Annotated in this window: 22 protein-coding genes; 8 read left to right on the top strand and 14 right to left on the bottom strand. The window is 64.8% G+C overall.

All coding sequences use genetic code 11. The features are described from left to right. Nucleotide 1 precedes the first annotated feature (1 nt). On the top strand, nt 2–430 hold the full coding sequence (locus tag AC1TPF_RS18340; protein ID WP_482139404.1) for a hypothetical protein: 429 nt from the start codon (nt 2–4) through the stop codon (nt 428–430). Here AC1TPF_RS18340 and meaB read toward each other — a convergent pair. The 3 genes from meaB to AC1TPF_RS18325 are packed head-to-tail and all read right to left on the bottom strand — an operon-like array spanning nt 427 to nt 5,577. Next, nucleotides 427–1,413 (bottom strand): methylmalonyl Co-A mutase-associated GTPase MeaB, encoded by a 987-nt coding sequence (meaB, locus tag AC1TPF_RS18335; protein ID WP_482144914.1) that lies wholly within the window; start codon nt 1,411–1,413, stop codon nt 427–429. The two genes, AC1TPF_RS18340 and meaB, sit on opposite strands and share 4 nt — an antisense overlap. A 28-nt stretch (nt 1,414–1,441) precedes the next feature. Continuing rightward, nucleotides 1,442–3,694 (bottom strand): methylmalonyl-CoA mutase, encoded by a 2,253-nt coding sequence (gene scpA, locus AC1TPF_RS18330; protein ID WP_482144913.1) that lies wholly within the window; start codon nt 3,692–3,694, stop codon nt 1,442–1,444. Further along, on the bottom strand, nt 3,694–5,577 hold the full coding sequence (locus tag AC1TPF_RS18325) for a methylmalonyl-CoA mutase family protein (RefSeq protein WP_482139401.1): 1,884 nt from the start codon (nt 5,575–5,577) through the stop codon (nt 3,694–3,696). Before AC1TPF_RS18325 ends, scpA begins: the two co-directional genes overlap by 1 nt. A gap of 166 nt (nt 5,578–5,743) precedes the next feature. On the opposite strand from AC1TPF_RS18325, the gene AC1TPF_RS18320 reads away from it, so the two are divergent. From AC1TPF_RS18320 to AC1TPF_RS18310, 3 genes are all read left to right on the top strand, one after another. Further along, nucleotides 5,744–6,502: a TVP38/TMEM64 family protein gene (locus tag AC1TPF_RS18320; protein ID WP_482139400.1), complete on the top strand. Its 759-nt coding sequence runs from the start codon at nt 5,744–5,746 to the stop codon at nt 6,500–6,502. A gap of 99 nt (nt 6,503–6,601) precedes the next feature. Beyond that, the gene (locus tag AC1TPF_RS18315; RefSeq protein WP_482139399.1) at nt 6,602–7,183 is read left to right on the top strand and encodes a hypothetical protein; all 582 of its coding nucleotides are present in this window, start codon (nt 6,602–6,604) and stop codon (nt 7,181–7,183) included. Beyond that, a complete protein-coding gene (locus AC1TPF_RS18310; protein WP_482139398.1) occupies nt 7,180–7,740 on the top strand; it encodes a hypothetical protein in 561 nt (186 codons plus the stop codon). The genes AC1TPF_RS18315 and AC1TPF_RS18310 overlap by 4 nt, the downstream gene beginning before the upstream one ends. A 34-nt stretch (nt 7,741–7,774) precedes the next feature. Here the strand turns inward: AC1TPF_RS18310 and AC1TPF_RS18305 are convergent, their stop codons facing one another. From AC1TPF_RS18305 to AC1TPF_RS18295, 3 genes are read right to left on the bottom strand one after another with little or no spacing between them, the layout of a single operon-like run. Continuing rightward, the gene (locus AC1TPF_RS18305) at nt 7,775–8,983 is read right to left on the bottom strand and encodes an SPFH domain-containing protein (protein ID WP_482139397.1); all 1,209 of its coding nucleotides are present in this window, start codon (nt 8,981–8,983) and stop codon (nt 7,775–7,777) included. Then, entirely contained in the window at nt 8,980–9,408 is a 429-nt protein-coding gene (locus AC1TPF_RS18300) for an NfeD family protein (protein ID WP_482139396.1), read from the bottom strand. The genes AC1TPF_RS18305 and AC1TPF_RS18300 overlap by 4 nt, the downstream gene beginning before the upstream one ends. A 40-nt stretch (nt 9,409–9,448) precedes the next feature. Beyond that, nucleotides 9,449–10,288 carry a DUF3097 domain-containing protein gene (locus AC1TPF_RS18295; protein WP_482139395.1) on the bottom strand — a complete coding sequence of 280 codons (840 nt, stop codon included), beginning with the start codon at nt 10,286–10,288 and terminating at the stop codon, nt 9,449–9,451. A 98-nt stretch (nt 10,289–10,386) separates the two neighbouring features. Here AC1TPF_RS18295 and AC1TPF_RS18290 point away from each other — a divergent pair, with 98 nt between their 5' ends. Continuing rightward, nucleotides 10,387–11,214, top strand: coding sequence for a hypothetical protein (locus AC1TPF_RS18290; RefSeq protein WP_482139394.1), 828 nt, complete (start codon nt 10,387–10,389; stop codon nt 11,212–11,214). A gap of 20 nt (nt 11,215–11,234) precedes the next feature. Here AC1TPF_RS18290 and AC1TPF_RS18285 read toward each other — a convergent pair whose 3' ends face one another. The 8 genes from AC1TPF_RS18285 to AC1TPF_RS18250 all read right to left on the bottom strand — a co-directional run bounded on the left by AC1TPF_RS18285 (nt 11,235) and on the right by AC1TPF_RS18250 (nt 19,490). Beyond that, on the bottom strand, nt 11,235–12,275 hold the full coding sequence (locus AC1TPF_RS18285) for a ferrochelatase (protein WP_482139393.1): 1,041 nt from the start codon (nt 12,273–12,275) through the stop codon (nt 11,235–11,237). 2 nt (nt 12,276–12,277) lie between these two features. Continuing rightward, nucleotides 12,278–13,111: an NADH-dependent enoyl-ACP reductase InhA gene (gene inhA, locus AC1TPF_RS18280; protein WP_482139392.1), complete on the bottom strand. Its 834-nt coding sequence runs from the start codon at nt 13,109–13,111 to the stop codon at nt 12,278–12,280. A gap of 75 nt (nt 13,112–13,186) precedes the next feature. Then, nucleotides 13,187–13,912 carry a 3-oxoacyl-ACP reductase FabG1 gene (gene fabG1 / locus AC1TPF_RS18275; protein WP_482139391.1) on the bottom strand — a complete coding sequence of 242 codons (726 nt, stop codon included), beginning with the start codon at nt 13,910–13,912 and terminating at the stop codon, nt 13,187–13,189. Between the two features lie 48 nt (nt 13,913–13,960). Further along, on the bottom strand, nt 13,961–14,941 hold the full coding sequence (locus AC1TPF_RS18270; protein ID WP_482139390.1) for a VWA domain-containing protein: 981 nt from the start codon (nt 14,939–14,941) through the stop codon (nt 13,961–13,963). Then, nucleotides 14,938–15,879 carry a DUF58 domain-containing protein gene (locus AC1TPF_RS18265; RefSeq protein ID WP_482139389.1) on the bottom strand — a complete coding sequence of 314 codons (942 nt, stop codon included), beginning with the start codon at nt 15,877–15,879 and terminating at the stop codon, nt 14,938–14,940. Before AC1TPF_RS18265 ends, AC1TPF_RS18270 begins: the two co-directional genes overlap by 4 nt. Then, complete coding sequence (locus AC1TPF_RS18260; RefSeq protein WP_482145143.1) at nt 15,869–17,014, bottom strand: AAA family ATPase; 1,146 nt, start codon at nt 17,012–17,014, stop codon at nt 15,869–15,871. The genes AC1TPF_RS18265 and AC1TPF_RS18260 overlap by 11 nt, the downstream gene beginning before the upstream one ends. A 163-nt stretch (nt 17,015–17,177) precedes the next feature. After that, nucleotides 17,178–18,563 carry an NlpC/P60 family protein gene (locus AC1TPF_RS18255; RefSeq protein ID WP_482145142.1) on the bottom strand — a complete coding sequence of 462 codons (1,386 nt, stop codon included), beginning with the start codon at nt 18,561–18,563 and terminating at the stop codon, nt 17,178–17,180. A gap of 369 nt (nt 18,564–18,932) precedes the next feature. Continuing rightward, entirely contained in the window at nt 18,933–19,490 is a 558-nt protein-coding gene (locus AC1TPF_RS18250; protein ID WP_482144912.1) for an Rv1476 family membrane protein, read from the bottom strand. A gap of 306 nt (nt 19,491–19,796) precedes the next feature. Here AC1TPF_RS18250 and AC1TPF_RS18245 point away from each other — a divergent pair, with 306 nt between their 5' ends. The 3 genes from AC1TPF_RS18245 (at nt 19,797) to AC1TPF_RS18235 (ending at nt 24,822) form a co-directional block, all read left to right on the top strand. Continuing rightward, complete coding sequence (locus AC1TPF_RS18245; RefSeq protein WP_482144911.1) at nt 19,797–22,595, top strand: aconitate hydratase; 2,799 nt, start codon at nt 19,797–19,799, stop codon at nt 22,593–22,595. A gap of 17 nt (nt 22,596–22,612) precedes the next feature. Further along, on the top strand, nt 22,613–23,179 hold the full coding sequence (locus AC1TPF_RS18240) for a TetR/AcrR family transcriptional regulator (protein WP_482139386.1): 567 nt from the start codon (nt 22,613–22,615) through the stop codon (nt 23,177–23,179). Nucleotides 23,180–23,295: 116 nt separating this feature from the next. After that, complete coding sequence (locus AC1TPF_RS18235) at nt 23,296–24,822, top strand: AMP-binding protein (protein WP_482144910.1); 1,527 nt, start codon at nt 23,296–23,298, stop codon at nt 24,820–24,822. Nucleotides 24,823–24,894 lie beyond the last annotated feature (72 nt).

Genomic DNA, 24,894 nt, shown 5'->3' with positions numbered 1-24,894 from the left:
GATGCCATCTGCGACAGCTGTTTCGAAAGAACTGTTGGCCATCGGAGCAGGTGCCGCTCTGGCCGCCGGGGTGAACCTGGCCATCGGCGATCGCCTCTCACCCCGAGCACGCATCGTGGTCATCGGCGCAGGTCTGCCGGTGGCCGCTGCCGTTTATCCGCTCACGCGTTCATGGCGTGGCGCGGATCCGGGCGCCGTACGGCGTGAGGTCGTCGCTCTGGCCGCCGCCGGTGCGGTCGCCGCCTGCGCCGCATTGCTTCCGACAGGCCCGGCCCGCACCATCGCCGCAGCCGGGTGGATGGCCCATGCCGGGTTCGACTATCTGCACACCCAGGACCATTCGTCGAAGCTGCCCGGCTGGTATCCACCGGTCTGCGCAGGCTATGACGTCGTGGTCGCCGGCCTGGTGGCCTACGACGCAAGCCGTTAGCTGTCGAAGGCCTTGACGATCGCCGCGGCGGCCAGTGCCGGGGTGAGCGTGCCGGACCGTACGTCGCTTTCGACGCTGTTGCGGATCGCCCGGACCTCGGGATCTGCGTCGAGCCGGCGCAAGAGCTGGTCGGTCACCATCGCCCACATCCACTCGACCTGCTGACGGCTGCGCCGGGCCTCGAATTCGCCTGCCGCACTGAGGACTTCCTTGTGCTTGAGGACGGTCTCCCAGAACTCGGCAACTCCGGTCCCCTCGATGGCGCTCATCGTCAGCACCGGAGGACGCCAGATCGCCTCATGCGGCGTCAACAGACGCAATGCGCCCTGCAACTCTCGGGCCGCATTCTTGGCGTCGGTCAGATATTTGCCGTCAGCCTTGTTCACGACCACGATGTCGGCGAGTTCCAGGACACCCTTTTTGATGCCCTGTAACGAATCCCCGGTGCGCGCGAGGGTCAGGAAGCAGAACACGTCGACCATGCCCGCCACCGTGACCTCGGACTGCCCGACACCCACGGTCTCGACCAACACCACGTCGAAACCCGCGGCCTCGAGCAGCACGATCGTCTCGCGGGTTGCCTTCGCGACACCGCCGAGGGTGCCCGACGTCGGCGACGGCCGGATGTAGGCGTTCGGGTGTACCGAAAGCTGACCCATCCGGGTCTTGTCACCGAGGATCGATCCGCCGGTACGGGTCGACGACGGATCCACTGCCAGCACGGCGACCTTGTGCCCCTGCTCGATCAGGTACATCCCGAGCGTTTCGATGGTCGTCGATTTGCCGACGCCGGGCACGCCGGTGATACCGACCCGGTAGGACTTACCCGAGTCGGTCCCCAGTGACAGCAGCAATTCCTGTGCCTGGGCGCGGTGATCCGCCCGCGTCGATTCGACCAGTGTGATGGCTCGAGCCAGATCAGGTCGTTTGTCGGCGCGGACGGCATCGGCCAGCGCAGCCAGATCCAAAGGGGGTCTAGGCATGTACTCCACTCACCCTCACGAAGTCAGCTCAAGCCCCGGTTCCCAATTCATGCCCTAATTCAGCAGCGAGCTTTTTGATCAGCTCCACGGCGGAATCGGCGATGACCGTTCCCGGAGGGAAGATCGCGGCAGCGCCTGCCTCGTACAACTCGTCGAAGTCGCCGGGCGGGATGACACCGCCGACCACGATCATGATGTCGCTGCGCCCGACCTTCGCGAGTGCATCGCGCAGTGCGGGCACCAAGGTGAGGTGACCTGCCGCCAACGACGAGACACCGACGACATGCACGTCGTTGTCCGAGGCCTGCAGCGCCACCTCGTCCGGGGTCTGGAACAGCGGGCCGACGTCGACGTCGAAGCCGAGGTCGGCAAAGGCGGTCGCGATCACTTTCTGTCCGCGGTCATGGCCGTCCTGGCCCATCTTCGCGACCAGCACGCGCGGGCGCCGACCTTCTGCTTCGGCGAACTTGTTGACCAGATCGATGGCGTCGTCGATGTTCTGCACGGTTCCGGCCTCGTGTCGGTACACACCACTGATGGTGCGGATCTCTGCCTGATGGCGGCCGTAGACCTTCTCCAGTGCCTCGGAGATCTCGCCGACGGTGGCCTGATGGCGGGCCGCCTCGATCGCCAGCGCCATCAAGTTGTTCTCCAGGCCGCCCTCGGACGAGGCCGCCGCCTTCGTCAGGTTGGCCAGTGCGGTCTCCACGGCTGCCGAATCACGGCTGGCGCGAAGCCTTTCCAGCTTCTCGATCTGCTCGCCGCGGACCTTCGAGTTCTCGACCTTGAGGACCTCGATCTCCTGGTCCTCGTCGACCTGATACTTGTTGATGCCGATCACCGGCTGCTGGCCGGAGTCGATCCGGGCCTGCGTACGTGCCGCAGCCTCTTCGATCCGCAGCTTCGGGATGCCCTCGTTGATGGCCTGCGCCATGCCGCCGGCCTCTTCGACCTCGGCGATGTGCGCACGCGCCTTGTTGGCGAGTTCGTGTGTCAGCCACTCGACGTAGTTCGATCCGGCCCACGGATCGATCGGACGCGTGGTGCCCGACTCCTGCTGCAGGAGCAGCTGGGTGTTGCGGGCGATACGTGCCGAGAAGTCGGTGGGCAGTGCCAGCGCCTCGTCGAGGGCATTGGTGTGCAGCGACTGGGTGTGACCCTGGGTCGCGGCCATCGCCTCGATGCAGGTCCGCGCAACGTTGTTGAACGGATCCTGTGCGGTCAGCGACCAGCCCGAGGTCTGCGAATGTGTCCGCAGCGACAACGATTTCGGGTTCTGTGCGTCGAACTTCGCCACGAGCTCACTCCAGATGAGCCGCGCCGCGCGAAGTTTCGCGACCTCCATGAAGAAGTTCATGCCGATGGCCCAGAAGAACGAGAGCCGGGGTGCGAACTTGTCGATGTCGAGACCGACGTCGACGCCTGCCCTCAGGTACTCGATGCCGTCGGCGAGGGTGTACGCCAACTCCAGATCGGCTGTGGCACCGGCCTCTTGGATGTGGTAGCCCGAGATCGAGATCGAGTTGAACTTCGGCATCTTGAGGCTGGTGTACTCGAAGATGTTCGAGATGATCCGCATCGACGGCTTCGGCGGATAGATGTAGGTGTTTCGGACCATGAACTCTTTGAGGATGTCGTTCTGGATGGTCCCGGCGAGCTTCTCCGGAGGCACACCCTGCTCCTCGGCGGCCACAACATACAGCGCGAGAATCGGCAGCACGGCGCCGTTCATCGTCATCGAGACCGACACCGACCCGAGGTCGATGCCGTCGAACAGCTGACGCATGTCGAGGATGGAATCGATTGCCACACCGGCCATACCGACGTCACCGGCCACCCGAGGATGGTCGGAGTCGTAGCCGCGGTGGGTGGCCAGGTCGAATGCCACCGACAGACCCTTCTGGCCGGCCGCGAGGTTGCGACGGTAGAAGGCGTTGGACTCGGCCGCGGTCGAGAAACCGGCGTACTGCCGAATCGTCCACGGCTGGTTCACGTACATCGTCGGATACGGACCGCGCAGGAACGGCACCGAACCCGGCACGGTGTCGAGTGGGTACGGATGCTCGCCGTCGGCGGTCACCGCGTCACGGTCGGCACGGGTGAAGATCGGCTTCACGTCGATCTGCTCCGGCGTGCTCCAGGTGACCTGCTCGGTCGAATATCCGTGCGCCTGAGCCAGATCGGAGATCAGCTTGTCACTGTCACCGGCTACAGGTGCTGCTGCCGCATCCGACAGCGGGACATCGGCGAAACTCGCGATTTTCTTTTGGGTACTGGTCATCAGCTCTTCGCCTCGATCTTGTCGAACAGGTCGGTCAACGTGGTGATGGCGTCGATACCGACCTGCAGGAATCCATCCGGGGTATCTGCGGCGTCGGTCCAGGCCTTGGGCGGACCGGCCAACAGCACGGTTTCGACCCCGGCGGCGCGGGCTGCCTGAAGGGCGCCGCCGCCGTCGGACCCATAACGAGGATTTGCCGCACACAGGACTGCGACCGCAGGATTGCCGGCCGCCGAGATCGCAGCGGCCACCGAATCACCGTCCAGCGGACCGGGATTGACCGCTTCGATACCACCGGCAGCCAACAGGTTGGCGACGAACGTGGTGCGGCCGTTGTGTTCGGCCACCGAGCCCAGCGGCAGCATGATCGCCGTGGGACGACGGCCGTGAGCGGCGAGGTACGCATCGGATCGATCGCGCAGACGCTCGAAAGGCCGCGCGATCCGCGCCAGGTTGGGTGCCGATGCGGGCTGGTCGGCAACATCTGCCGCGCCTGCGGTACCGAGGGGCTTCTCTCCCAGGTTCGGGAACTCGTTGATACCGGTGAGCGCGGTGGTGCGGTGCGCCACCGCATTGTCGCGGGCCTCGACCGACTTGGCGATCTGCTCGGCGATCCAGCCGTCGGCCAGCGCCTGACGGTATCCGCCCTTGCCCTCGATCTCCTGGAACAACGCCCAGGCAGCGACGGCGAGGTCGTCGGTCAGGGACTCGACGAACCAGGAGCCGCCCGCCGGGTCGATGACCTTGGCGACGTTGGACTCCTCGAGGAGCAGCAACTGCGTGTTGCGGGCCATGCGGCGCGAAAAGCTCGGGTTGGTTGTGCGATCGGCCGGTGCCAGCGCAGCATCGAACGGCAGCACCGTGATCTGGTCGGCGCCACCGACTCCGGCACCGAACGTCGCGGTCGTGACACGCAGCATGTTCACCCAGGGATCACGCTGACTCATCATGCTCAGCGCAGTGACACCGTGGGTCACCGCTGCGCCCGCCGACGGTGCACCGCTGACCTGTGCCACGCGGCCCCACAGCCGCCGGATCGCCCGGAACTTGGCGATCGTGCCGAACTGATCGTCGGTGGCCGACAACGCAAAGGTCAACTGCGCCAGCGCTTTGTCGATGTCGAGGCCGGAGACGGTGAGCTCACGCAGGTATTCGACACCCGCGGCCACCACAAAGGCCAGCTCCTGGACGTCGGTGGCCCCGCCGAGTGCGAAGTCGGTGCCGTCGACGCGGATGGCCCGGACGCCGGCTCCCGATTCTCGGGCAATCGCGATCGCATCCGAGAGCTCGACGGTCGGCCGACCGGACAGGGCCGCGGTCAACGGCGCCAGGCCGTATGAGGCGACGGTGCTCAGCGACGCGGTCTCGGGCAGCAGCGCCTGCAGGGCGCGGGCCGCATCGATTCCGTGGGCACCGGCGTCGACGGTGACCGGAACGAGGTCGAGGAACACCCCGGCCAGGACTGCGGCCAGCTGCTCGGGGGCGATCGAGTTCTCGCCGACCGCCAACCACAGACCGCTCACACCGTTGTCGAGTGCCTCCAGGATCGCGGCGTTGAGCGCCTTCGGATCCTGGGGTTCTCCGGTGGGATCACCGAAGCGCTCGGTGACGCGCCAACCCATGTTCACATCGCGGGTGGCGTCGCTGCCGCGGACAAACGGGTACGAACCCGGAAGGCCTGGCTCGTCGAGCTCGTCGCGTCGTGTGTACAGCGGCTTGATGACCAGTTCATCCGGCGTGATGGTCGACAGCAGCGCTTCGGGGCTGTCGCTCAGGTCCGCGGCGTCGATCCGCTTGGACTTGGCCAGCACCTGCGCGGCAGAGTCGGACCATCGCTGGTAACTGGCCTCCAGGTCTTGGAGGTCGGAATGGGTATCCGGCATTCGGGGTGAGCCCTTCGATCGGCTGGTGACGTCGTGATCTCGGTCGCATCAGAACGTGGAATCGACACTATCCGATCGATCACTCGGGCCATAAGTCGAGGTGGGTGCTATCGCAGTGGTGTCGCGCACACCCGCAGGCCCCGCGGTCGGCCGTATGGTTGGGGCCGTGAAAACCAAAGGTCGAGTCACCCGTCAGGCCGCGGTGACCCGAGCTGTGATCGGGCTCATAGCTGTGATCGCGGTCCTGCTCGCCGCCTACCTGGCGCCCATCCCATCGGTCTCCCGATTCCGGGAGTGGGCCGATTCGTTCGGCCCGGCGTTTGTCTGGTTCTTTTTCGTCGCGTACGCGATCATCGTGATCTTCCCGATTCCGCGGTCCGCATTCACCGTTGCGTCGGGGCTGCTCTTCGGCCCGGCGGTCGGTTTCTCCGGTGCCATGTTGGCGACGACCTTCGCGGCGGTGGCGGCCTTCTTCCTGGTTCGCAGATTCGGCCGGGCCCGCATTCAGCCCTATCTCCACTACCCGGTCACCCGCGCGGTCGAGGTGCGCATGGAGCGGCGCGGATGGCTCGCGGTCGGGTCGCTGCGCCTGATCGCCGCGTGCCCGTTCTCGGTGACCAACTACATGGCGGCACTCTCGTCGATCAAGTTCGTGCCATATCTGCTCGCGACCGTTGTCGGGGTGTTGCCCGGGACCGCAGCGGTGGTCCTGCTCGGTGATGCACTCACCGGCGAGGGCGACATCTGGTCACTGGTGCTGTCGGCCGGCCTGTTCAGCGTCGGAGTGATCGGACTGATCGTCGATGCCCGCCTGGGAGTCAATGCCCGCCTTGAAGTCAATGAACCGACGCACGACGAACCGGAAGCTCAAGGCGGCGCCGGACGTTCGAATCCCTCGGACTCCAACCCGGTCGCATCAAGTTAAAAAGCTTGACTGTCTACTATCAAGTCCATTTACTTGATAGTCTCCACTCAAGGTTCAATCCTTGATAGCTCCTGTGTCTGAATCGGTGCGGAGGATGCAATGTATGTACTGACGATCGATCAGCGACGTAGCCGAAGCGAACCGGATCGGGTTCCGGCAGCCCTCGCCGCTCTTGCCGTCGTGCCGACCATCCGGCCCTTCGATCGGACCGCAGGTGACGAACTACAGGCGGTCCTCGACGATCCCGCCGCTGTCACCGACGCGGTGACGATCCTGGCCGCCGACGGTCATTGGAGCATCGGCGTCGGGATCGGTGACGTCGAACTCCCCCTGCCGGAGCAGACCCGGGCCGGTCGCGGGCAGGCGTTCGAGCGGGCCCGGGAGGCCGTCACATCTGCGAAGAACACCCGATACCGCGTGAGCGTGGTCGGATTCGGCACTGCTGCGGACGGTCATGCACAAACCGCGCTGCGACTGCTCGTCCGCACCGCCGCCGGACGTAGCGCCGCCGGACAGGAAGCGGTCCGGCAGATGCGCCTGGGCCACAGTCAGTCAGAGGCGGCTGCCACACTCGGGATCACACCGCAGGCGATGTCGCAACGACTTCAGGCCGCGGACTGGCATATCGAGGAGGACACCCGCGTGCTCGCCACCCATCTACTCGAGGTCGCGCACCCGTGATCATCGCGGCCGTCGTGTTGCTGGCAGTGACCGCATGCCTGCCCCTGCTGATCAGTCGACTGCCTCTCGGGCACGGGCGCCCGATGAACATCGCTGCGGCGATGATCGCGCCGGCAGTGCTCGGGCTGGTGGCGATCCTGGGACTGGTCGCCGATCCGGCCGCAGGCGCCGGAGCGGTGGTGATCCATTGCCTGACCGTTGCCGCTGCGGTCACCGGCGGCACCCTGATGGTGCGGGCGGCGCTCCTGCTGGGTGGTATCGAACCCTGGCAACTCGACACCCCCACGCCGCCACCGAACCCGGGGACCGATCCGGCGCCGATACCGACCCCGCTACGTGGTGGCCGCGTCATCGGGTATCTCGAACGCATTGTGGTGGTCGCAGCACTCGGTCTGCAATGGCCCGAGGCCATCGCCATCGTGCTCGCAATCAAAGGGCTCGGCCGCTATCCCGAACTCCGCGAACCGGGTGCGGCCGAGCAGTTCATCATCGGGACGCTCGCCTCGGTCGTCTGGGCCGCGGCGACCGCCGGTGCGGCCTACCTGCTGGTGCACTGACAGCGCCCGCGGGTACTGCGCAACGGCCGATGTCTCAGCCTTGTGCAGGTTTGTCCTGCGCGGCGTCACTACCGGCCGGGGCCTGGTACTGACCGGGAGCCGGGAGTGTGGGCTCGAGCGGACGGGCCGACAGCGGAGGCTGATCGGCTATCGGTGTCCGGGCAACTGCTTCGGCCGCGGCCACAGCCTGCGCGACCACGGGATCGGTGGCCTTCTCGAACCAGTGGGCGATGTCGGACTCATCGACCGGCGCCGGACTGTCGTCGGCAGGGGCCTCATAGCGGAAGACACCGTCATCAGACCGGATCCCGAACGATTTGGCGAAACCCTGTAGTGCCGAACCGAAGTCGCTCGGGACCACCCACACCTTGCTGGCCTCGCCTTTCGCCATCTCCGGAAGCTGCTGCAGATACTGGTAGGCCAGCAGTTCGGGCGTGGGCTTGGCGGCCTTGATCGCGGCGAAGACCTTCTCGATCGACTTGGCCTCACCCTGGGCGCGCAGGTATTGCGCAGCCCGGTCACCCTGCGCCTGCAGGATGAGCGATTGCCGATTGCCCTCGGCAGTGAGGATCGCCGCCTGCTTGGCGCCCTCGGCGTAGAGAATCTGACTCTGCTTGTTGCCCTCCGCAGTCTTGATCGCCGATTCGCGCTGGCCCTCGGCGGCCAGGATCGTGGCGCGCTTCTCGCGGTCGGCCTTCATCTGCTTTTCCATCGATTCCTGGATGGAGGGCGGCGGCAGGATCGATTTCAGCTCCACTCGGGCCACCCGCAGACCCCAGCGACCGGTGGCCTCGTCCAGCACACCGCGCAGCTGCGCATTGATGTACTCACGCGAGGTCAGGGTCTCTTCGAGGGTCATCCCGCCGACCACGTTGCGCAGCGTGGTCGTGGCCAGCTGTTCCACACCGACGATGTAGTCGTTGATCTCATAGACCGCGGCCTGCGGGGTGGTGACCTGGAAGTAGACGACGGTGTCGATGTTGACCGTGAGGTTGTCCTCGGTGATGACCGGCTGCGGTGCGAATGAGACCACCCGCTCCCGCAGATCGATGCGGGCCCGGATGCGGTCGACAAACGGAATCAGGAGTGTGAGCTGCCCGGACGTGGTTTTGATGTATCGGCCCAGACGCTCGATCACCGCCGCCTCGGCCTGCGGGATCAGCGCGACCGACTTCACCAGGATCACGGCCACAACCAAGACCAGAACCACGATCACCACCAGTCCGACCAGCATGGTGCTCATCCTTTCCACACCACGGCGGTGGCGCCTTCGATGTCGAGAACCGTCACCGATTCGCCCTCGGCGAACCGGTCAGCTGGATGCGCGGCCCGCGCCGACCACACACTTCCGTCGAACTTGACCTGTCCGGAATCGCCGTCGATGGCAGCAACGACCACGCCGTGACGGCCGATCAGACCTTCGGTGTTGGTGGCCAGCCGGGGACGGTTGTACATGTGTCGCTTGGCAACCGGACGGACAGCAAACAGCAAGAGCAGCGACATCAGGGCGAAAACGGTGCCGTCGACCCACAGCGGTGTGCCGAAGACTGCGTTGACCCCGGCCGCGGTCAATGCGCCGCCGGCGAGCATGAGCAGGATCAGATCGCCGCTGAGGACCTCAGCGCCGATCAGTATCAGTCCGGCCACGAGCCAGATGACTGCGCTCACACATCCACTGTGCCACGCAAAGTGAGTCTGGGTAGTTTCGTTATTCGACTGCGGTCACAAAATCGATCAGTTCCTCGACAGCCCGGATCAGTGGAACCTCGATGTCACGGAAACTCGACACGGACGAGTTCACCTTCCGCCAGCCGTCTTGCGGTGTACCCCAGTTCAATTCCTGGCAGATACCGGTCTTCCAGTCGATACCCCGCGGGATCTTCGGCCAGGCCTTGATCCCCACCGCGGCGGGCTTCACCGCTTCCCAGACGTCGATGTACGGATGCCCGGTGACCAGGACATGTTCGCCGACCCGCTCGGTGAGCCGGGATTCCTTGGAACCGGCCACCAGGTGGTCCACGAGGACGCCGGCCCGGCGGGTGGGGCCGGGCTCGAACTCGGCAAGTGCTTCATCGAGATTGTCGAGGCCGTCGAGGCTCGAGACAACGATGCCTTCGACGCGCAGATCGTCGCCCCAGATCCGTTCCATCAAAGCCGCATCGTGAACGCCTTCGACGAACAGGCGGCTCGCCCGGGCGACCCGGGCCCGCTGCCGGGCCACCGTCCGTGAACCGGACGCCGTTCGTGCCGGTGCCGACGGTGCCTTCACCACCGGTTTGATCAATGTGACAGTTTTGCCGTCGATCAGGAACGCAGCGGGCCGCATCGCGAAGATCCGGGTCAGTCCCCGACGGTCTTCCAGTCGCACGAACTCTCCGTCGTAGCTGCGTTCGAAGCCGACCACGGCGCCGCAGAATCCGCTGGCCGCATCCTCGACGACGAGGTCACGCTCGGCAGCGACCTCGGGGACGACGGGCCGGGTGCTCTTCCGCGGTCCGGACAGGACATCTCGACCATAACGATCAGAACCATTGCTGTTCACCGGCACCACGTTAGGGCCCGGCCAGGAGCCACGGTGCTTGCCACGCCGAGCCGCGGCACCGGCAGTAAGATCGGCCCAGACGCAACGAAGAAGTGAAGGCTGTGATGACCGACAACGTTTTTGAGTATCCGACCGACACCGCGGGCATCGGTAGTGCCCTCGGTGCGTGGGGTGCGGCGTGGCAGTCGGGTCGCTACTCCCCCGATGACCTGCTCGACGTGCTCGGTCGGTGGAGTTCGCGGCACCGCGTCATCGCGGCGGATGCTGCTGCCGCCCAGGAACTTTCATTGAATCCCGACGGCGAGGAGAGTGACGCACTCCTGCGCCTGGTCCGCGAGGGCTCCACCCATGGCCTGGCCTTGCTCCTGGTCGCACCCGGCGACATGCTCGGCCTGCCGCCGCGGGGTCCGGTCACCACGGCCGCACTCGAAGCCGGCGAACTGCTGGTGGTACCCGGACGTTTCGCACTCATCCCCCGCCGACTGGACCGCTACACCGTCGGCTGGGGTGTGCACACACTCACCGGTACTCCCGCGATCCCCATCACACATTCCCTCAGTGAGGTCGAATACGAACTGCGCGAGGGCATTCGGTCGGCGACCCAGATCCTCGCCGGTCTGCGGATGCCGCGCACGTCGTCCGCCGAAGGGCGCCCCGACCCCCGCGACGTGGTGGCGCAAATGACTCGACTCGCCGCCCAGCAACTACCGCCCGGGGTCAATCCGCGGGCCGAACGCATCCTCGAACAGGCCGCGCACGTGGCCGCCATCCTGTCGGTGGCCAGCGCTGCGGCACCTGACTTCGGGATCGTCGCCGGTCAGCAGCAGAGTGGTGATACGGCCTTGCGCGAGCTCGGTCGTACGGTCCGGATCGCACGGATGAGTGCCACCAATGCCGTCATCGACGAATTGGTCTCCAGCAACCACGTCTGAGACCAGCTGTGTTTGGCGAGCTATGCAGGACGACGGACGGGTTCGCAACAACCGCGTGCGCAGGGTGCCCCGTTGTCCGTCATGCCGAGCCTGAACTCGACGCCGCCGCTGCACTGTTCGGCGATGAGTTCGGTGATCATCGCGATGAACCGCGGGTCCGTCCCCACCGTTGACGCCCGCGCGTAGCCCAGGCCGAGCTCTTGCGCCTTCTCTCGGCCCTCGTTGTCGAGATCCCACACCACCTCGAGGTGGTCGGAGACGAAACCGATCGGGCACACGATCACGGCCCGGACGCCGCGGCCTGCGACGGTCTCGAGGTGATCGCAGATATCCGGTTCGAGCCACGGGATCTGCGGCGGGCCCGACCGTGATTGCCACACCTGATCGAACTCCGCGAAACCCGCGGCATCGGCGGCCAGTGCGGATGCCGCCGCGACCTGCCTGCTGTAGAGCTGCCCACCGTCAGCGGGTGGACCTGCCGCCCGGTCGGCCGAGAGCGGAATGGAATGAGCGGTGAACACCAGCCGTGCGTCGTCGCGGAGTTCTTCTGGCAGTCCGGCTTTGGCGGCCGCGATCGAATCGGCCCACGACGCCGTCATCGCGGGGTGCTGCCAGTACTGCGGCAGCTTGCGGATGAACATGTCCCCGGCATCGGCTCCGAGTGAGGTCAGCCCACGAGTGATGTCCTCGTCGTACTGGCGGCACCCGGAATAGCCACCCCACGCCGAGGTCGGAAAGACCAGGACCCGCCGATATCCGTCAGCATGGATCTGCGCGAGAGTGTCCTCGATCATCGGATGCCAGTTGCGGTTTCCGAAATAGACCGGCAGATTGATGCCGACCCGGTCGAGCTCGGCTTCGAGCGAGCTGATCATCGCCTTGTTCAGTGCATTGATCGGCGACACCCCACCGAAGTGGAGGTAGTGCTGCGCAACCTCATCAAGGCGTTCCGGTGGCACACCACGCCCCCGGGTGACGTTCTCGAGGAATGGCCGGACGTCGTCCGGCTTGTCCGGTCCACCGAAGGACAAGACCAGGACGGCGTCGAAACCGGTTGTCATGATCACTCCGTCGCGAAACCTTCGGGGAGCCAGGTGTTGTGGCTCGCGCCACCGTCGACGTAGACGATCGACCCGGTGGTACCGGGCAGCCAGTCCGAGAGCAGCGCACAGACCGATTTGGCGACCACCGAGGGATCATCGACGTTCCAGCCGATCGGCGACGCGCCATCCCAGTATTCGTTGAGCTGGCTGAGCTTCTTGGCATCACCGGTCGCGGTGCCGGCGATCGCCTTGGCGGCAAGGGTCTTGATCGGGCCTGCGGCCACCAGGTTCGACCGGATCTTCTTGGCCTCGCCGACTTCGCGGGCCACGTAGCGGTTCACCGATTCCAGTGCGGCCTTGGCCACACCCATCCAGTTGTAATACGGCATCGACGTCCGGGGATCGAAATCCATGCCGACGATCGATCCGCCCTCGTTCATCGCGGGCAGCACCGCCCGGGCGAGCGCCGCATAACTCCACGCCGACACCTGGAACGACTGTGCCGCATCGGGTCCGGGTCCTTCGAGGAACGGCTTGGCCTCCGGGCCCATCAGGGTGCGCGGAGCGAACGCGATGGAGTGCAGGACACCGTCGATGCCCTCGGGAGCGATCTCCTTGAGGCGATCGGCGAGGGTTCCGAGGTGGTCCTCGTTGGTGATGTCCAACTCGAGCGCAGGCGGCACTTCCTTCGGTAGACGCTGAGCGATCCGGTCGATCAACCGCAGGCGGTCGAATCCGGTGATGATCACGCGTGCGCCCTGTTCCTGTGCCATGGCGGCAGCGTGGAACGCGATCGAGGAATCAGTGATGATTCCGGTGATCAGAACTGTCTTGCCGTCGAGTATCCCGCTCAATGTCTGCTCCCTCGAGGTGGTTTCGTGTGTCGGTGGTGCGTAAATGCTGATGAAACGCCGGGTCTGACCGGAGTCTCAGTGACCCATTCCGAGGCCACCGTCGACGGGGATGACCGCGCCGGAGACATAAGAGGAGTCGTCCGAGGCAAGCCAGCTGACAACAGCGGCGACCTCTTCGGGCTGTCCGATGCGAGCCGCCGGGATCAATTTGACGGCCTGCTCCTTGTATTCGGCGGGCAACTCGTCGGTCATGTCCGTCTCGATGAGTCCGGGTGCGACGACGTTGGCGGTAATAGAGCGCGACCCGAGTTCACGGGTGAGCGATCGCGCCATGCCGATCACGCCTGCCTTGGACGAGGCGTAGTTGATCTGGCCCGGCGTGCCCATCATCGCGACGGCGGAACCGAGAAAGATGAACCGGCCCCAACGCTTGCGCAGCATCGATCGGCAGGCTGCTTTGGAGACCCGGAACGAGCCGGTGAGGTTGGCGTCGATGACCTTTTCGAATTGTTCCTCGGTCATCCGCATGAGCAGGGTGTCGTCGGTGATCCCGGCGTTGGACACCAGAACCTCGACCGGCCCCTGGTGCTCCTCGACCGCCTTGAAAGCTGCGGTGATGGAGTCGTTGTCGGTGACGTCGCACTTGACCCCGAACAGTCCCTCGGGGGCTCCTGAGCCGCGATGCGTGACGGCCACCTTGTGGCCATCGGCGGCAAGCCGTTGTGCGATCGCCAAACCGATTCCACGGTTGCCACCGGTGACGAGAACCGAGCGGGATACCTTCGTATTGCTGTCAGCCATGACGGTCAACCTATCGCTTTGCCCACTGTCGACGTTTAACAGGCCCCATCACGGGAGCCGCCTGTTGATTGCTACCGCACTCACCGCGGCCGCCAACACCAGCAGTGTGCCGACGATCAGCCACGGCCGGGACGCATCGCCACGCTGGGTCTCGTAACCGATCTGATTCTGCAGGTTCTCGTACACCTGGTTCAGCTCGTCGAGGCTCGACGCGGTGAAGAACTTGCCCCCGGACAATTGCGCGATCCGCTGGAGCGATTCGTCGTCGACGGGCACCGGGATCCGGTCACCTTCGAGATCGACGGTTCCGGTCGAGGTACCGAACGAGATCGTGTTGACCGGGATCCGTTCTTCTTTGGCCTTACGGGCCGCGGTGAACGCGCCACGCGGGTCGTCCGGATCGTCGGGGACGGTCTCTTTTCCGTCCGAGAGCAACACGATCTGGGCCGGCGGTGCACCCTCTTCCCCGCCGAGGACGGCGTTGAGGGTTTTGATCTGCGTCATCGCGGCCAGGATGCCCTCGCCGGTCGCGGTCTTGTCGTCGAGCGTCAACTTGTCGATTGCGTCTTTGGTGGCCTGACGGTTCGGGGTCGGTGACACCAGGGTGGTCGCGGTCCCCGCATACGAGATCAGCCCGAGGTTGATCCCCTCGGTGAGTTCGTCGGCGAACTTCTTGCCCGCTTCTTGTGCAGCCTTCAGCCGCGACGGCGAGACATCGGTGGCGTCCATCGACCGCGAGACGTCGATCACCAGGATCACCGTTGCCTTGTTCCGGGGCACCTTGCGATCGGCCTGCGGTCCGGCCATCGCCACCACCAGCACCGCCAACGCGAGGACCATCAGCACGATCGGTATGTGCTGGGCCCGGTTCTGGGTTTTGGGTGCGACACGGTTGAGCAGATCGAGATTGGCGAACTTGAGGGCCCGGCTCTGGCGCCTGCGCTGCATGTAGATGTAGCCGGCGATGAGGCCGACGACGGCGAGCAGGACCAGCAGCCACCACGGTGACGCGAGATCGAACCAGCTCATCGGGTCGACCCCGCATTCATTCCGCGGCGACGCTGCGCGATGAACCGGACCACATCGGCGATCCAGTCACGGTCGGTGCGCAGCGCGAGAGTCGGTGCGCCACAACGCCTCAGGGTCCGCTCCACCTGCTGTCGATGATCCTCGGCGGCGCGGGCGAAATCAGCACGGACCTTGTCGGTGATGGTGAGCTCGCGGATCTGACCGGATTCGGCGTCGCGCAAGACGACCTCTCCGACATCGGGCAGCTCCATATCGCGGGGATCGAGAACCTCCACGCCAAGGACGTCATGGTGGCCGGAGATCGCGCGCAACGGGCGATCCCAGTCGATCGGTCCCAGGAAATCGCTGACCACAACGGCCAGACCCCGGCGGCGCTCTGGCCTGCGCAGCGCATCGATCCCGGCATGCAGGTCGCCCCGCACGCCCTCACTCGAACGAGTGGTGGTGGCGATGGTCTTGAGGGTGTCGAGTGCATGCGCGCGACCGCCGCGGGCCGGGATGCGGACCACCTTGTCGCCGGTACAGACAACGGCACCCATCCGGTTGCCGCCACCGAGCGTCAGATGCGCGATCGCAGCGCAGGCGGCCACCGCGAGATCACGTTTGGTGGTGTTGACCGTGCCGAAGTCCAGACTCGCGGACATGTCGACCACCAGCCACGTCTCGAGTTCACGGTCGGCGACCATCTGTCGCACATGTGGCTGTGTGGTCCGCGCCGTGACCGACCAGTCCATCCGCCGGACGTCGTCGCCGGGCTGGTACGGGCGGGCCTCCCCCGGCTCGGTGCCCGGTCCCGGGATCAAACCGAGGTGGTCGCCCTGGAGTACGCCATCGAGCTTGCGACGAACAACGATCTCCAGCGTCTTCAGTGCTGCCGTCAGTTTGGGATCTTCCAGCGTGCCCGCGCCAAATGACGGAAGTGCGCTGTTATCCGCCATAGTGCGACTGGTTGCCCTGTCCCGGGCCACCCTGCGCTGCGGCAGGCTTGGTCAGCGGATTCGGCTGTTGCCGATAGCCACCCTGCTGCGGGTAGCCGGGCTGCTGATTGCCCACCGATTGTTGCGGAGGCTGCTGGTGCGGCTGATTGTTCGGGTGTTGGGCGTTCGCCTGCGCAGGCGCGGCCGGTCCGGTGTTCAGCGTCTGGGCGCTGACCTGTGGCAGCCCGATCGTCTGGAGGACGCGGGTGATGATCGTGTCGGCATCCACCTCGTCGGCGAGCGCGTCGTAGCTGAGCACCAACCGGTGCCGCAAGACATCCGGAATGACCTCGACGACATCCTGCGGCACGACATAGTCACGTCCGCGTACCAGCGCCAGCGCCCTGGCGGCGGCGATGATGCCCAGGGTCGCACGCGGCGACGCGCCGTACGAGAGCCATCCGGCCACGTCCTTCAGGCCCAACTCGGCCGGAAAACGCGTCGCGTGGATGACCCGCACGACGTAGTCGACAAGCGCATGGTGGACGAACACGTTGGCCGCGACGTTCTGCAGGCGCACCATCGTCACCGGATCGAGCACCGGCTTGGCCGTCGGCGGCTTGTTGCCCATGCGGTAGACGATCTCGCGCTCTTCTTCCATCGCGGGATAGTCCACCAGCACCTTGAACAGGAAGCGATCTCGCTGGGCTTCCGGCAGCGGGTAGACGCCCTCGTTCTCGATGGGGTTCTGCGTCGCCATCACGAGGAACGGATCGGGCATCGGGTACGTCGTCCCACCGATCGACACGTGCCGCTCGGCCATGACCTCGAGCAGTGCCGACTGGACCTTGGCCGGCGCCCGGTTGATCTCATCGGCGAGCAGGAAGTTGGCCACCACCGGACCGAGTTCGGTGTCGAACTCTTCGCGGCCCTGACGGTAGATCCGGGTACCGATGAGGTCGGTGGGCACGAGGTCGGGGGTGAACTGCACCCGCGAGAACGATCCGCCCACGACGGTTGCATACGTCTCGACAGCCAACGTCTTGGCCACGCCCGGAACACCTTCGAGCAAGATGTGTCCACGTGCGAGCAGGCCGACGAGGATCCGCTCAACCAGTCGATCCTGTCCGACGATGACCCGCTTGACCTCGAACATGGCCTTTTCGAGCAAGGCGACGTCGGCCTGCGTGAGCTTGAATTCGTCCACTGAAGTCTTGCTCTCGTCCTGCGCTGAGGTCACCGAAACCCTCCGGGGTCTGATCGATCGTTGTGCTGACTGAACCGAGGGTACTGGAGGCACCCAGGCGAACCCGCCGGTGTCAGCTCAGACGGACGACGTAGGGCATCGCGCCACTGGTGCGCAATGGCGAGATCTTGACGACATCACCCGACTGCGGTGCCTCGACCATCTGGTTGCCGCCCAGGTACAGCGCCACGTGCTGGCTCGCGTTGGGACCGTAGAAGATCATGTCACCGCGTTCCATCTGCGAGAGCGGGAACTGCGGGCCGGACGTGTACTGGTAGCCGGTGTAGTGCGGCAACGAGATCCCGATACCGGCGAATGCGTAGATCATCAGACCGGAGCAGTCGAATCCGACCTTGTTGTAGTCGCCGTACGAGTCGGCCACGCCGCCGTCACGGATACCGAGTGTCGGGCCGTTCGCGTTTCCGCCACCCCACGAGTAGGTGACACCGAGTTGTGAGAGTGCGCGGTTGACGACGATCTCGACTGCCGCCGATCCGGAGGCTCCGGGGATGACCGGTGTGGTCGGGGTCGACGGTGTCGTCGGTGTCGACGGAGTCGGCTCTTCCGGCACAGACGGATCGACGGGCAGGCTCGGGTCGACGGGCGTCGGGGTCTCGATGTCGGTGTGCGGCGGTGTCATCGAGCCGATGATGGCGGCGAGGACCTGCTGCGAGGTGTCCAGTGCCAGCCTGGCGCTGGCTTCACCCGCAGCCCGCAGAGCGGCGTCGTGTGCCTGTTGCTCGATGGCGGCCTGTTGGTCCGGGAGGACAGCGGTCGGAGCACCGGGGTACGAGGATGCGGGCTGGCCGCGGAGCTTGTCCAATTCACGCTGTGCCGCGGCCCGGTCCTGTTCGAGCATGGAGCGCCGCGCGTATTCGGCCTTGACCGCTTCGGTTGCCGCGGCGATGGCGCTTTGCGCGTCGGCCTGACGGGTCTCGGCAGAAGCAGTTGCGAACGTGGCCTGCTGCGCGGTGGCCTTGGCCGTGGCCGCGCGGTTCGCCTCTTCGTTTCGGGCCTGCTGCAACCGGGTGATGGTGGCCTGCTGATCGCGACTGATCTGGTCGACCACCGATGCCCGGTCGAGCAGAGCGCCGGGGTCACCGGACATGTATCCGAGCAGCGAGCCCTGGCTGTTGCCCATCGAGTACAGGCTACGAATGAACGCATCGAAGTCGGTCTGGGCGAACGCGATTGCGCCGGAGGCCTCTTCCAGGGACGCCTGAGCACCGCGGACGGCTACTGCAGCGAGACGCTCGGACTCCCTGGCATTCTGCAGATCGACCAGTGCCCGGTTCACGGCTTCACGCTTGACGGCAACCTCGCCATCGAGGTTGACCATCGTCTGGTTCGTGTCGGCGATCTGATTGATCAGTGTGGCGATCTGCTCCGCGCTACTCGGCGGAGCCGCGACCGCGGTTCCCGTGGCCAACTGTGCACAGGTGACCGTCACCACCGCCATCAAAGCGGTCACCGAGGACACTCGAATGCCACGTTTGCGCGGCTGTAACGCCTTTCCTCGACTCACTAATGACTCCCTCGCAGATCCGACAGTGCGCCGGTGCCACTGCGGAGCAGTGGCACACACTCGGCCATCGCCACGATGGTGATCAACTTCCCCATTAACCCCATCGGTGACATACGAACCGTACGTCACAAAAACAACCAAGGAAACATGAGTCACAAATTACATCGCAGTCATTACCTGCGGAAACGCTGTGATCACCACGGATGTGCAAGGTAACAAATTGGACATGCGCGAATTACACAAATGTAATTCAGTCGCGTGAATCAGAAATCTGTCCGCGAATCGTGGATCAGAGGCTGTGGATCACAGTCTGTCGGGTGAATCGGTGGCGGCGGTCGCCGAGGTCGGCACGTCTGCGTGGACGTCCGCCGGCTGCGCGCCACTTCCCTTGCGCAACTGCAGTTTGCGGCCAATGACCGCACCGACCGCGACAATGGCGATCAGGAGCATGGTCACGACGGTCCAGGGCACGTCGGTCTGACCGGTCATCCGGTCGACCATCTGCTGCGCGGCCTGCGGTGGATTCTGAATCGCCAGATTGTCGGTGGCATTCTCGAGTTCGACGCGGCTGAACTCGTTACTCGAACTACCCACGTAATTACCGCCGAGCACAATGACGGTTCCACCGGTCTCGGATTGCAACTCGGTGGCGATGTCACGGTAATAGGTGATTCGCGGATAGATCTTGTCGGTGACAACAAAATGCACGTCGTAGCCCTCATCGCGGGCTTGCGCGACGGCCGCCAGGATCGCCGGGGTCATCTCGGGTGGGGCGACGACACCTTCCTCTGCCAGTCCGGCCGAGAGCTCTGCGATATCGACGTCGGACGGGACGATCGTCGAGAAGGGCGTCGGTGCCATCTACTTACTGTCTCCATTCGGGCCACATGAATCTCCGCCGTGCCGGAAAGTTCAGCCTGTGTCCAACCTACGGCAGCACAGTACGACACAATTGACGGCGTACGGCATCCCCCTGGCGTGTCGTCCTCGCGAAGACACGCCAGAATCCCCCACTGGTTTACCAGTACGCTCGTACTGCTAGAATCGGAGGAAGCACGGATCGGCGCAGCCCGTCGGTTCGTACCTGTCGGCGATCACGCCGACAAGAGGATCAAGAACCGGCGTTGCCCAGCCGGTGAGACAACAAGACTGGAGCTGACGTAAGCGATGAGTATCGATACATTTGGCGCCCGCGGCACGTTGACCGTCGGTGAGAACTCGTACGAGATCTTCCGCCTCAACGCCGTCGAGGGAACAGAGAAACTCCCCTACTCCCTCAAGGTGCTCGCAGAGAACCTGCTCCGCACCGAAGACGGTGCCAACATCACCAAAGATCACATCAACGCGATCGCGAACTGGGATCCCAGCTCCGAGCCGGATACCGAGATCCAGTTCACCCCGGCGCGCGTCATCATGCAGGACTTCACCGGCGTCCCCTGCATCGTCGACCTCGCGACCATGCGTGAAGCCGTCACCGCCCTCGGCGGCGACGCCACCAAGGTCAACCCGCTCTCCCCTGCCGACATGGTCATCGACCACTCGGTGATCCTCGATGTGTTCGGTCGCGCCGATGCCCTCGAGCGCAACGTCGACCTCGAATACGAGCGCAATGGCGAGCGTTACCAGTTCCTCCGTTGGGGCCAGGGCGCGTTCGACGACTTCAAGGTCGTCCCCCCGGGCATGGGCATCGTCCACCAGGTCAACATCGAATACCTCGCTCCGACCGTGATGACCCGCAACGGCCAGGCATACCCCGACACCTGCGTCGGCACCGACTCGCACACCACGATGGTCAACGGCCTCGGCGTGCTCGGCTGGGGCGTCGGCGGCATCGAGGCAGAGGCCGCAATGCTCGGCCAGCCCGTGTCGATGCTCATCCCGCGTGTTGTCGGCTTCAAGCTGTCCGGTGAGATCCAGCCCGGCGTCACCGCCACCGACGTGGTGCTCACCGCCACCGAGATGCTGCGCAAGCACGGCGTTGTCGGCAAGTTCGTCGAGTTCTACGGCGCAGGCGTTGCCGAGGTCCCCCTCGCCAACCGCGCCACCCTCGGCAACATGAGCCCCGAATTCGGTTCCACCGCAGCGATCTTCCCGATCGACGCCGAGACCATCAGCTACCTGCGCCTGACCGGTCGCAGCGACGAGCAGCTCGCGCTGGTCGAGGCATATGCCAAAGAACAGGGCATGTGGCACGATCCCGAGCGCGAGCCGGTGTTCTCCGAGTACATCGAACTCGACCTGAGCACCGTGGTCCCCTCGATCGCCGGCCCGAAGCGTCCGCAGGACCGCATCCTGCTGTCCGAGTCGAAGGCGGCGTTCCGCAAGGACATCCACACCTACGTGGAGAACAACAACGACGCCGAGCACACCCAGCTCGACGAGGCCGTCGAGGAGTCGTTCCCGGCGAGCGACCCGGCAACGCTGTGTTTTGCCGACGACGGCGCCGATGAAGGCCGGTCGGCCGCCAGCGGCAGCAAGGGACGCCCCTCCAAGCCGATCAAGATCGTCGACCCCGAACTCGGCGAGTTCGTCCTCGACCACGGCGCCGTGGTGGTCGCGGGTATCACCTCGTGCACCAACACCTCCAACCCGTCGGTCATGCTCGGCGCTGCGTTGCTCGCCCGCAACGCGGTCGAGAAGGGACTGGCCACCAAGCCGTGGGTCAAGACCAATATGGCTCCCGGATCGCAGGTCGTCACCGACTACTACGAGAAGGCCGGCCTCTGGCCGTACCTCGAGAAGCTCGGTTACTACCTCGGTGGCTACGGATGCACCACCTGCATCGGTAACACCGGCCCGCTGCCCGAAGCGATCTCCAAGGCGATCAACGACAACGACCTGTCTGTCTCCGCGGTGCTCTCGGGTAACCGTAACTTCGAGGGACGCATCTCCCCCGATGTCAAGATGAACTACTTGGCTTCCCCGCCGCTGGTGATCGCGTACGGCCTTGCCGGAACCATGGACTTCGACTTCGAGACCGATTCCCTCGGCAACGACACCGACGGCAAACCCGTCTTCCTGAAGGACATCTGGCCGTCCACCGAGGAGATCGAATCCACGATTCAGTCGGCGATCAGCCAGGACATGTTCCGCAAGTCCTACGCGACGATCTTCGCGGGCGATCACCGCTGGCAGAATCTCTCGACTCCCGAGGGCGACACCTTCGCGTGGGATGAGAAGTCCACCTACGTCCGGAAGCCCCCGTACTTCGACGGCATGGCGGTCGAGCCGTCGCCGGTCACCGAGATCAAGGGCGCTCGCGTCCTGGCGTTGCTCGGCGACTCGGTCACCACCGACCACATCAGCCCGGCAGGCCCGATCAAGCCAGGTACCCCGGCAGCGCAGTACCTCGATGCCAACGGTGTGGCGCGCAAGGACTACAACTCGCTCGGTTCTCGTCGCGGCAACCACGAAGTGATGATCCGCGGAACGTTTGCCAACATCCGTCTGCAGAATCAGCTCCTCGACGGTGTCGCCGGCGGCTACACGCGCGACTTCACCCAGGACGGTGCCCCGCAGTCGTTCATCTACGACGCGTCGCAGAACTACCAGAAGGCCGGCATCCCGCTGGTCGTCCTTGGCGGCAAGGAATACGGTTCGGGCAGCTCGCGTGACTGGGCCGCCAAGGGCACCAGCCTGCTCGGCGTCCGCGCGGTCATCACCGAGTCCTTCGAGCGCATCCACCGCTCGAACCTGATCGGCATGGGCGTGATCCCGCTGCAGTTCCCCGAGGGCGAGTCGGCCACGTCTCTCGGACTCGACGGCACCGAGGTCTTCGACTTCACGGGTATCACCGAGCTGAACGAGGGCAAGACACCGAAGACGATCAAGGTCACCGCCACCAAGGGCGACGGACAGGTCGTCGAGTTCGATGCCAAGGTGCGCATCGACACGCCGGGTGAAGCCGATTACTACCGCAACGGCGGCATCCTGCAGTACGTGCTGCGCAACATGCTCAAGAGCTGACGAGCGGACGCAGTCGGTTGCCCAAGGTCAGTCAAGACCATCTGGAAGCCCGGCGACGACAGATCCTCGACGGTGCGCGCCGTTGTTTTGCCGAGTTCGGCTACGACGGCGCCACCGTGCGTCGGCTCGAGGAGGCAACCGACCTGTCGCGGGGTGCGATTTTCCACCACTTCCGTGACAAGGAGGCGCTGTTCCTGGCCCTGGCCAACGAAGATGCCGAACGAATGGCCGATGTTGCGGCCAACGAGGGTCTGGTTCAGGTCATGCGGGACATGCTCAACCGTCCCGAAGATTTCGACTGGCTCGGTACGCGGCTGGAGATAGCCCGAAAGCTGCGTACCGATCCCGGTTTCCGTACCGAGTGGAAAGCACGTTCGGCGGAACTGGAGTCGGCCACGCTGGCGCGTCTGGAGCGCCAGCGTACGGCCGGCCGTCTTCGTGACGATCTGCCCACCCGTGTTCTGGTCGCCTATCTCGACCTCATCCTCGACGGTCTCACGACGCGTCTGGCATCAGGTGCCGCCACCGATGATCTGCACGCGGTGCTCGACCTCGTCGAAGAATCGGTACGCCGGTCCCAATAACGGAACCGGTTACCTCGGCTGACGCCGAAATGCCCGCGTACGTAGGCCTTCCTGTGATAGTCCTGGTTAACATATCGCGGTCAGTCGGGCCGCGGTCGCCAGCGCCGGAGGTCGCGATGTTCCCGGGTAATTTTGTCGACAGCACGCCGGACAAGGTTGCTGTCGTGCGCCCCGCGACCGGTGAGTCGATCACCTACGCCGAGCTCGATCAGCTCTCGACGAAGCTAGCCCACTACTTGCGGGATGTCGGGCTCGGCCGCGGGGACAACATCGCCATGGTGTCGAACAATGACATCCGCATGCTCGTAATCTATTGGGCTGCACTGCGTTCCGGCATGTATGTGACAGCCATCAACAATCATCTGACCGCCGAGGAGACCAACTACATCCTCGGCGACTGTGGCGCGGTTGCGCTGTTCGCCTCTGCCGAGGTCGCCGATGTGGTGAGCCGTTCGGCCGAGGTCGCCACGCTCACCCATCGAATCGCCTGGGGCGGTGAGCTTTCCGGATTCGATTCGTATGACACGATCCTGGCGCAGGCCTCGGACGCACCGCTCAAAGATCAGCCGCGGGGCCAGGACATGCTCTACTCCTCCGGTACCACCGGCCGCCCAAAGGGCATCAAGGTTCCACTGCAGGACGGTCAGGTCGACGAGATCCTCGATCCGTACACACCGGTCTTCTCCGCCATCTACGGCTTCGACCAGGACTCGGTGTACCTGTGCCCGGCGCCGCTCTATCACGCTGCGCCACTGCGCTATTGCGGCATGGTCACGTCACTGGGCGGAACCGTTGTACTGATGGATCGCTTCGACGCCGAGACCGCGCTGCAACTGATCGACGAGTATCGGGTGACCCACAGCCAGTGGGTTCCGACGATGTTCATCAGGATGCTGAAGCTACCCGAGCAGGTGCGGTCGAAATACGATGTCAGCAGCCTGAAGGCCGCCATCCATGCCGCCGCACCCTGTCCGCCAGAAGTGAAGCGGGCGATGATCGAGTGGTGGGGTCCGGTCATCAACGAGTACTACGCGTCCACCGAGGGTTCCGGTGCCACGTTCATCGACAGCGCCGGTTCGCTGGCGCACCCGGGATCGGTGGGTAAACCGTTGCTCGGCATCGTCCGCATCTGCGGCGACGACGGCGCAGAACTGCCCACCGGTGAGATCGGTACCGTCTACTTCGAACGAGACGAATTGCCCTTCCACTACCACAACGACCCCGAAAAGACGCGGGACGCACAGCATCCCGACCATCCCGCCTGGACCACCAGCGGTGATGTCGGATATGTCGACGCCGATGGTTTCCTCTATCTCACCGACCGCAAGTCCTTCATGATCATCTCCGGCGGGGTGAACATCTACCCGCAGGAGGCCGAGAACATCCTCATCGGCCACCCCGATGTCTATGACGTCGGCATCATCGGCGTCCCGGACCCGGACCTCGGTGAGGTGGCGAAGGCCTGCGTCCAACTCGAACCGGGTGTCGCCGGAGGTGACGTACTCGCCGAGGAATTGATCGCGTTGGTCCGTTCTCGACTTGCCCACTACAAGGCACCGAAATCGGTCGACTTCGTCGACTCACTACCCCGCACACCCACCGGCAAACTCGTCAAACGTGAGCTGCAGAAGCGCTACCTCTGACCGGGTTCCGATGCCCGCCAGGAAGACTGATCGAATCGATACGACACCGCAAATAGGCCGTGTTCGTTAGGT

The sequence above is a fragment of the Williamsia sp. Y853 genome (assembly GCF_056786495.1).
This window is presented reverse-complemented; position numbering and strand designations above follow the sequence as displayed.

Excerpts from the sequence above, each read along its gene's own strand:
- scpA (WP_482144913.1), bottom strand. The coding sequence starts at position 3,694 with ATGACCAGTACCCAAAAGAAAATCGCGAGTTTCGCCGATGTCCCGCTG.
- AC1TPF_RS18340 (WP_482139404.1), top strand. The coding sequence starts at position 2 with ATGCCATCTGCGACAGCTGTTTCGAAAGAACTGTTGGCCATCGGAGCA.
- AC1TPF_RS18260 (WP_482145143.1), bottom strand. The coding sequence starts at position 17,014 with ATGTTCGAGGTCAAGCGGGTCATCGTCGGACAGGATCGACTGGTTGAG.
- AC1TPF_RS18315 (WP_482139399.1), top strand. The coding sequence starts at position 6,602 with ATGTATGTACTGACGATCGATCAGCGACGTAGCCGAAGCGAACCGGAT.
- fabG1 (WP_482139391.1), bottom strand. The coding sequence starts at position 13,912 with ATGGCTGACAGCAATACGAAGGTATCCCGCTCGGTTCTCGTCACCGGT.
- AC1TPF_RS18245 (WP_482144911.1), top strand. The coding sequence starts at position 19,797 with ATGAGTATCGATACATTTGGCGCCCGCGGCACGTTGACCGTCGGTGAG.
- AC1TPF_RS18235 (WP_482144910.1), top strand. The coding sequence starts at position 23,296 with ATGTTCCCGGGTAATTTTGTCGACAGCACGCCGGACAAGGTTGCTGTC.
- AC1TPF_RS18265 (WP_482139389.1), bottom strand. The coding sequence starts at position 15,879 with ATGGCGGATAACAGCGCACTTCCGTCATTTGGCGCGGGCACGCTGGAA.
- AC1TPF_RS18250 (WP_482144912.1), bottom strand. The coding sequence starts at position 19,490 with ATGGCACCGACGCCCTTCTCGACGATCGTCCCGTCCGACGTCGATATC.
- AC1TPF_RS18285 (WP_482139393.1), bottom strand. The coding sequence starts at position 12,275 with ATGACAACCGGTTTCGACGCCGTCCTGGTCTTGTCCTTCGGTGGACCG.
- AC1TPF_RS18305 (WP_482139397.1), bottom strand. The coding sequence starts at position 8,983 with ATGAGCACCATGCTGGTCGGACTGGTGGTGATCGTGGTTCTGGTCTTG.
- meaB (WP_482144914.1), bottom strand. The coding sequence starts at position 1,413 with ATGCCTAGACCCCCTTTGGATCTGGCTGCGCTGGCCGATGCCGTCCGC.
- AC1TPF_RS18270 (WP_482139390.1), bottom strand. The coding sequence starts at position 14,941 with ATGAGCTGGTTCGATCTCGCGTCACCGTGGTGGCTGCTGGTCCTGCTC.
- AC1TPF_RS18290 (WP_482139394.1), top strand. The coding sequence starts at position 10,387 with ATGACCGACAACGTTTTTGAGTATCCGACCGACACCGCGGGCATCGGT.
- AC1TPF_RS18255 (WP_482145142.1), bottom strand. The coding sequence starts at position 18,563 with ATGGCGGTGGTGACGGTCACCTGTGCACAGTTGGCCACGGGAACCGCG.
- AC1TPF_RS18325 (WP_482139401.1), bottom strand. The coding sequence starts at position 5,577 with ATGCCGGATACCCATTCCGACCTCCAAGACCTGGAGGCCAGTTACCAG.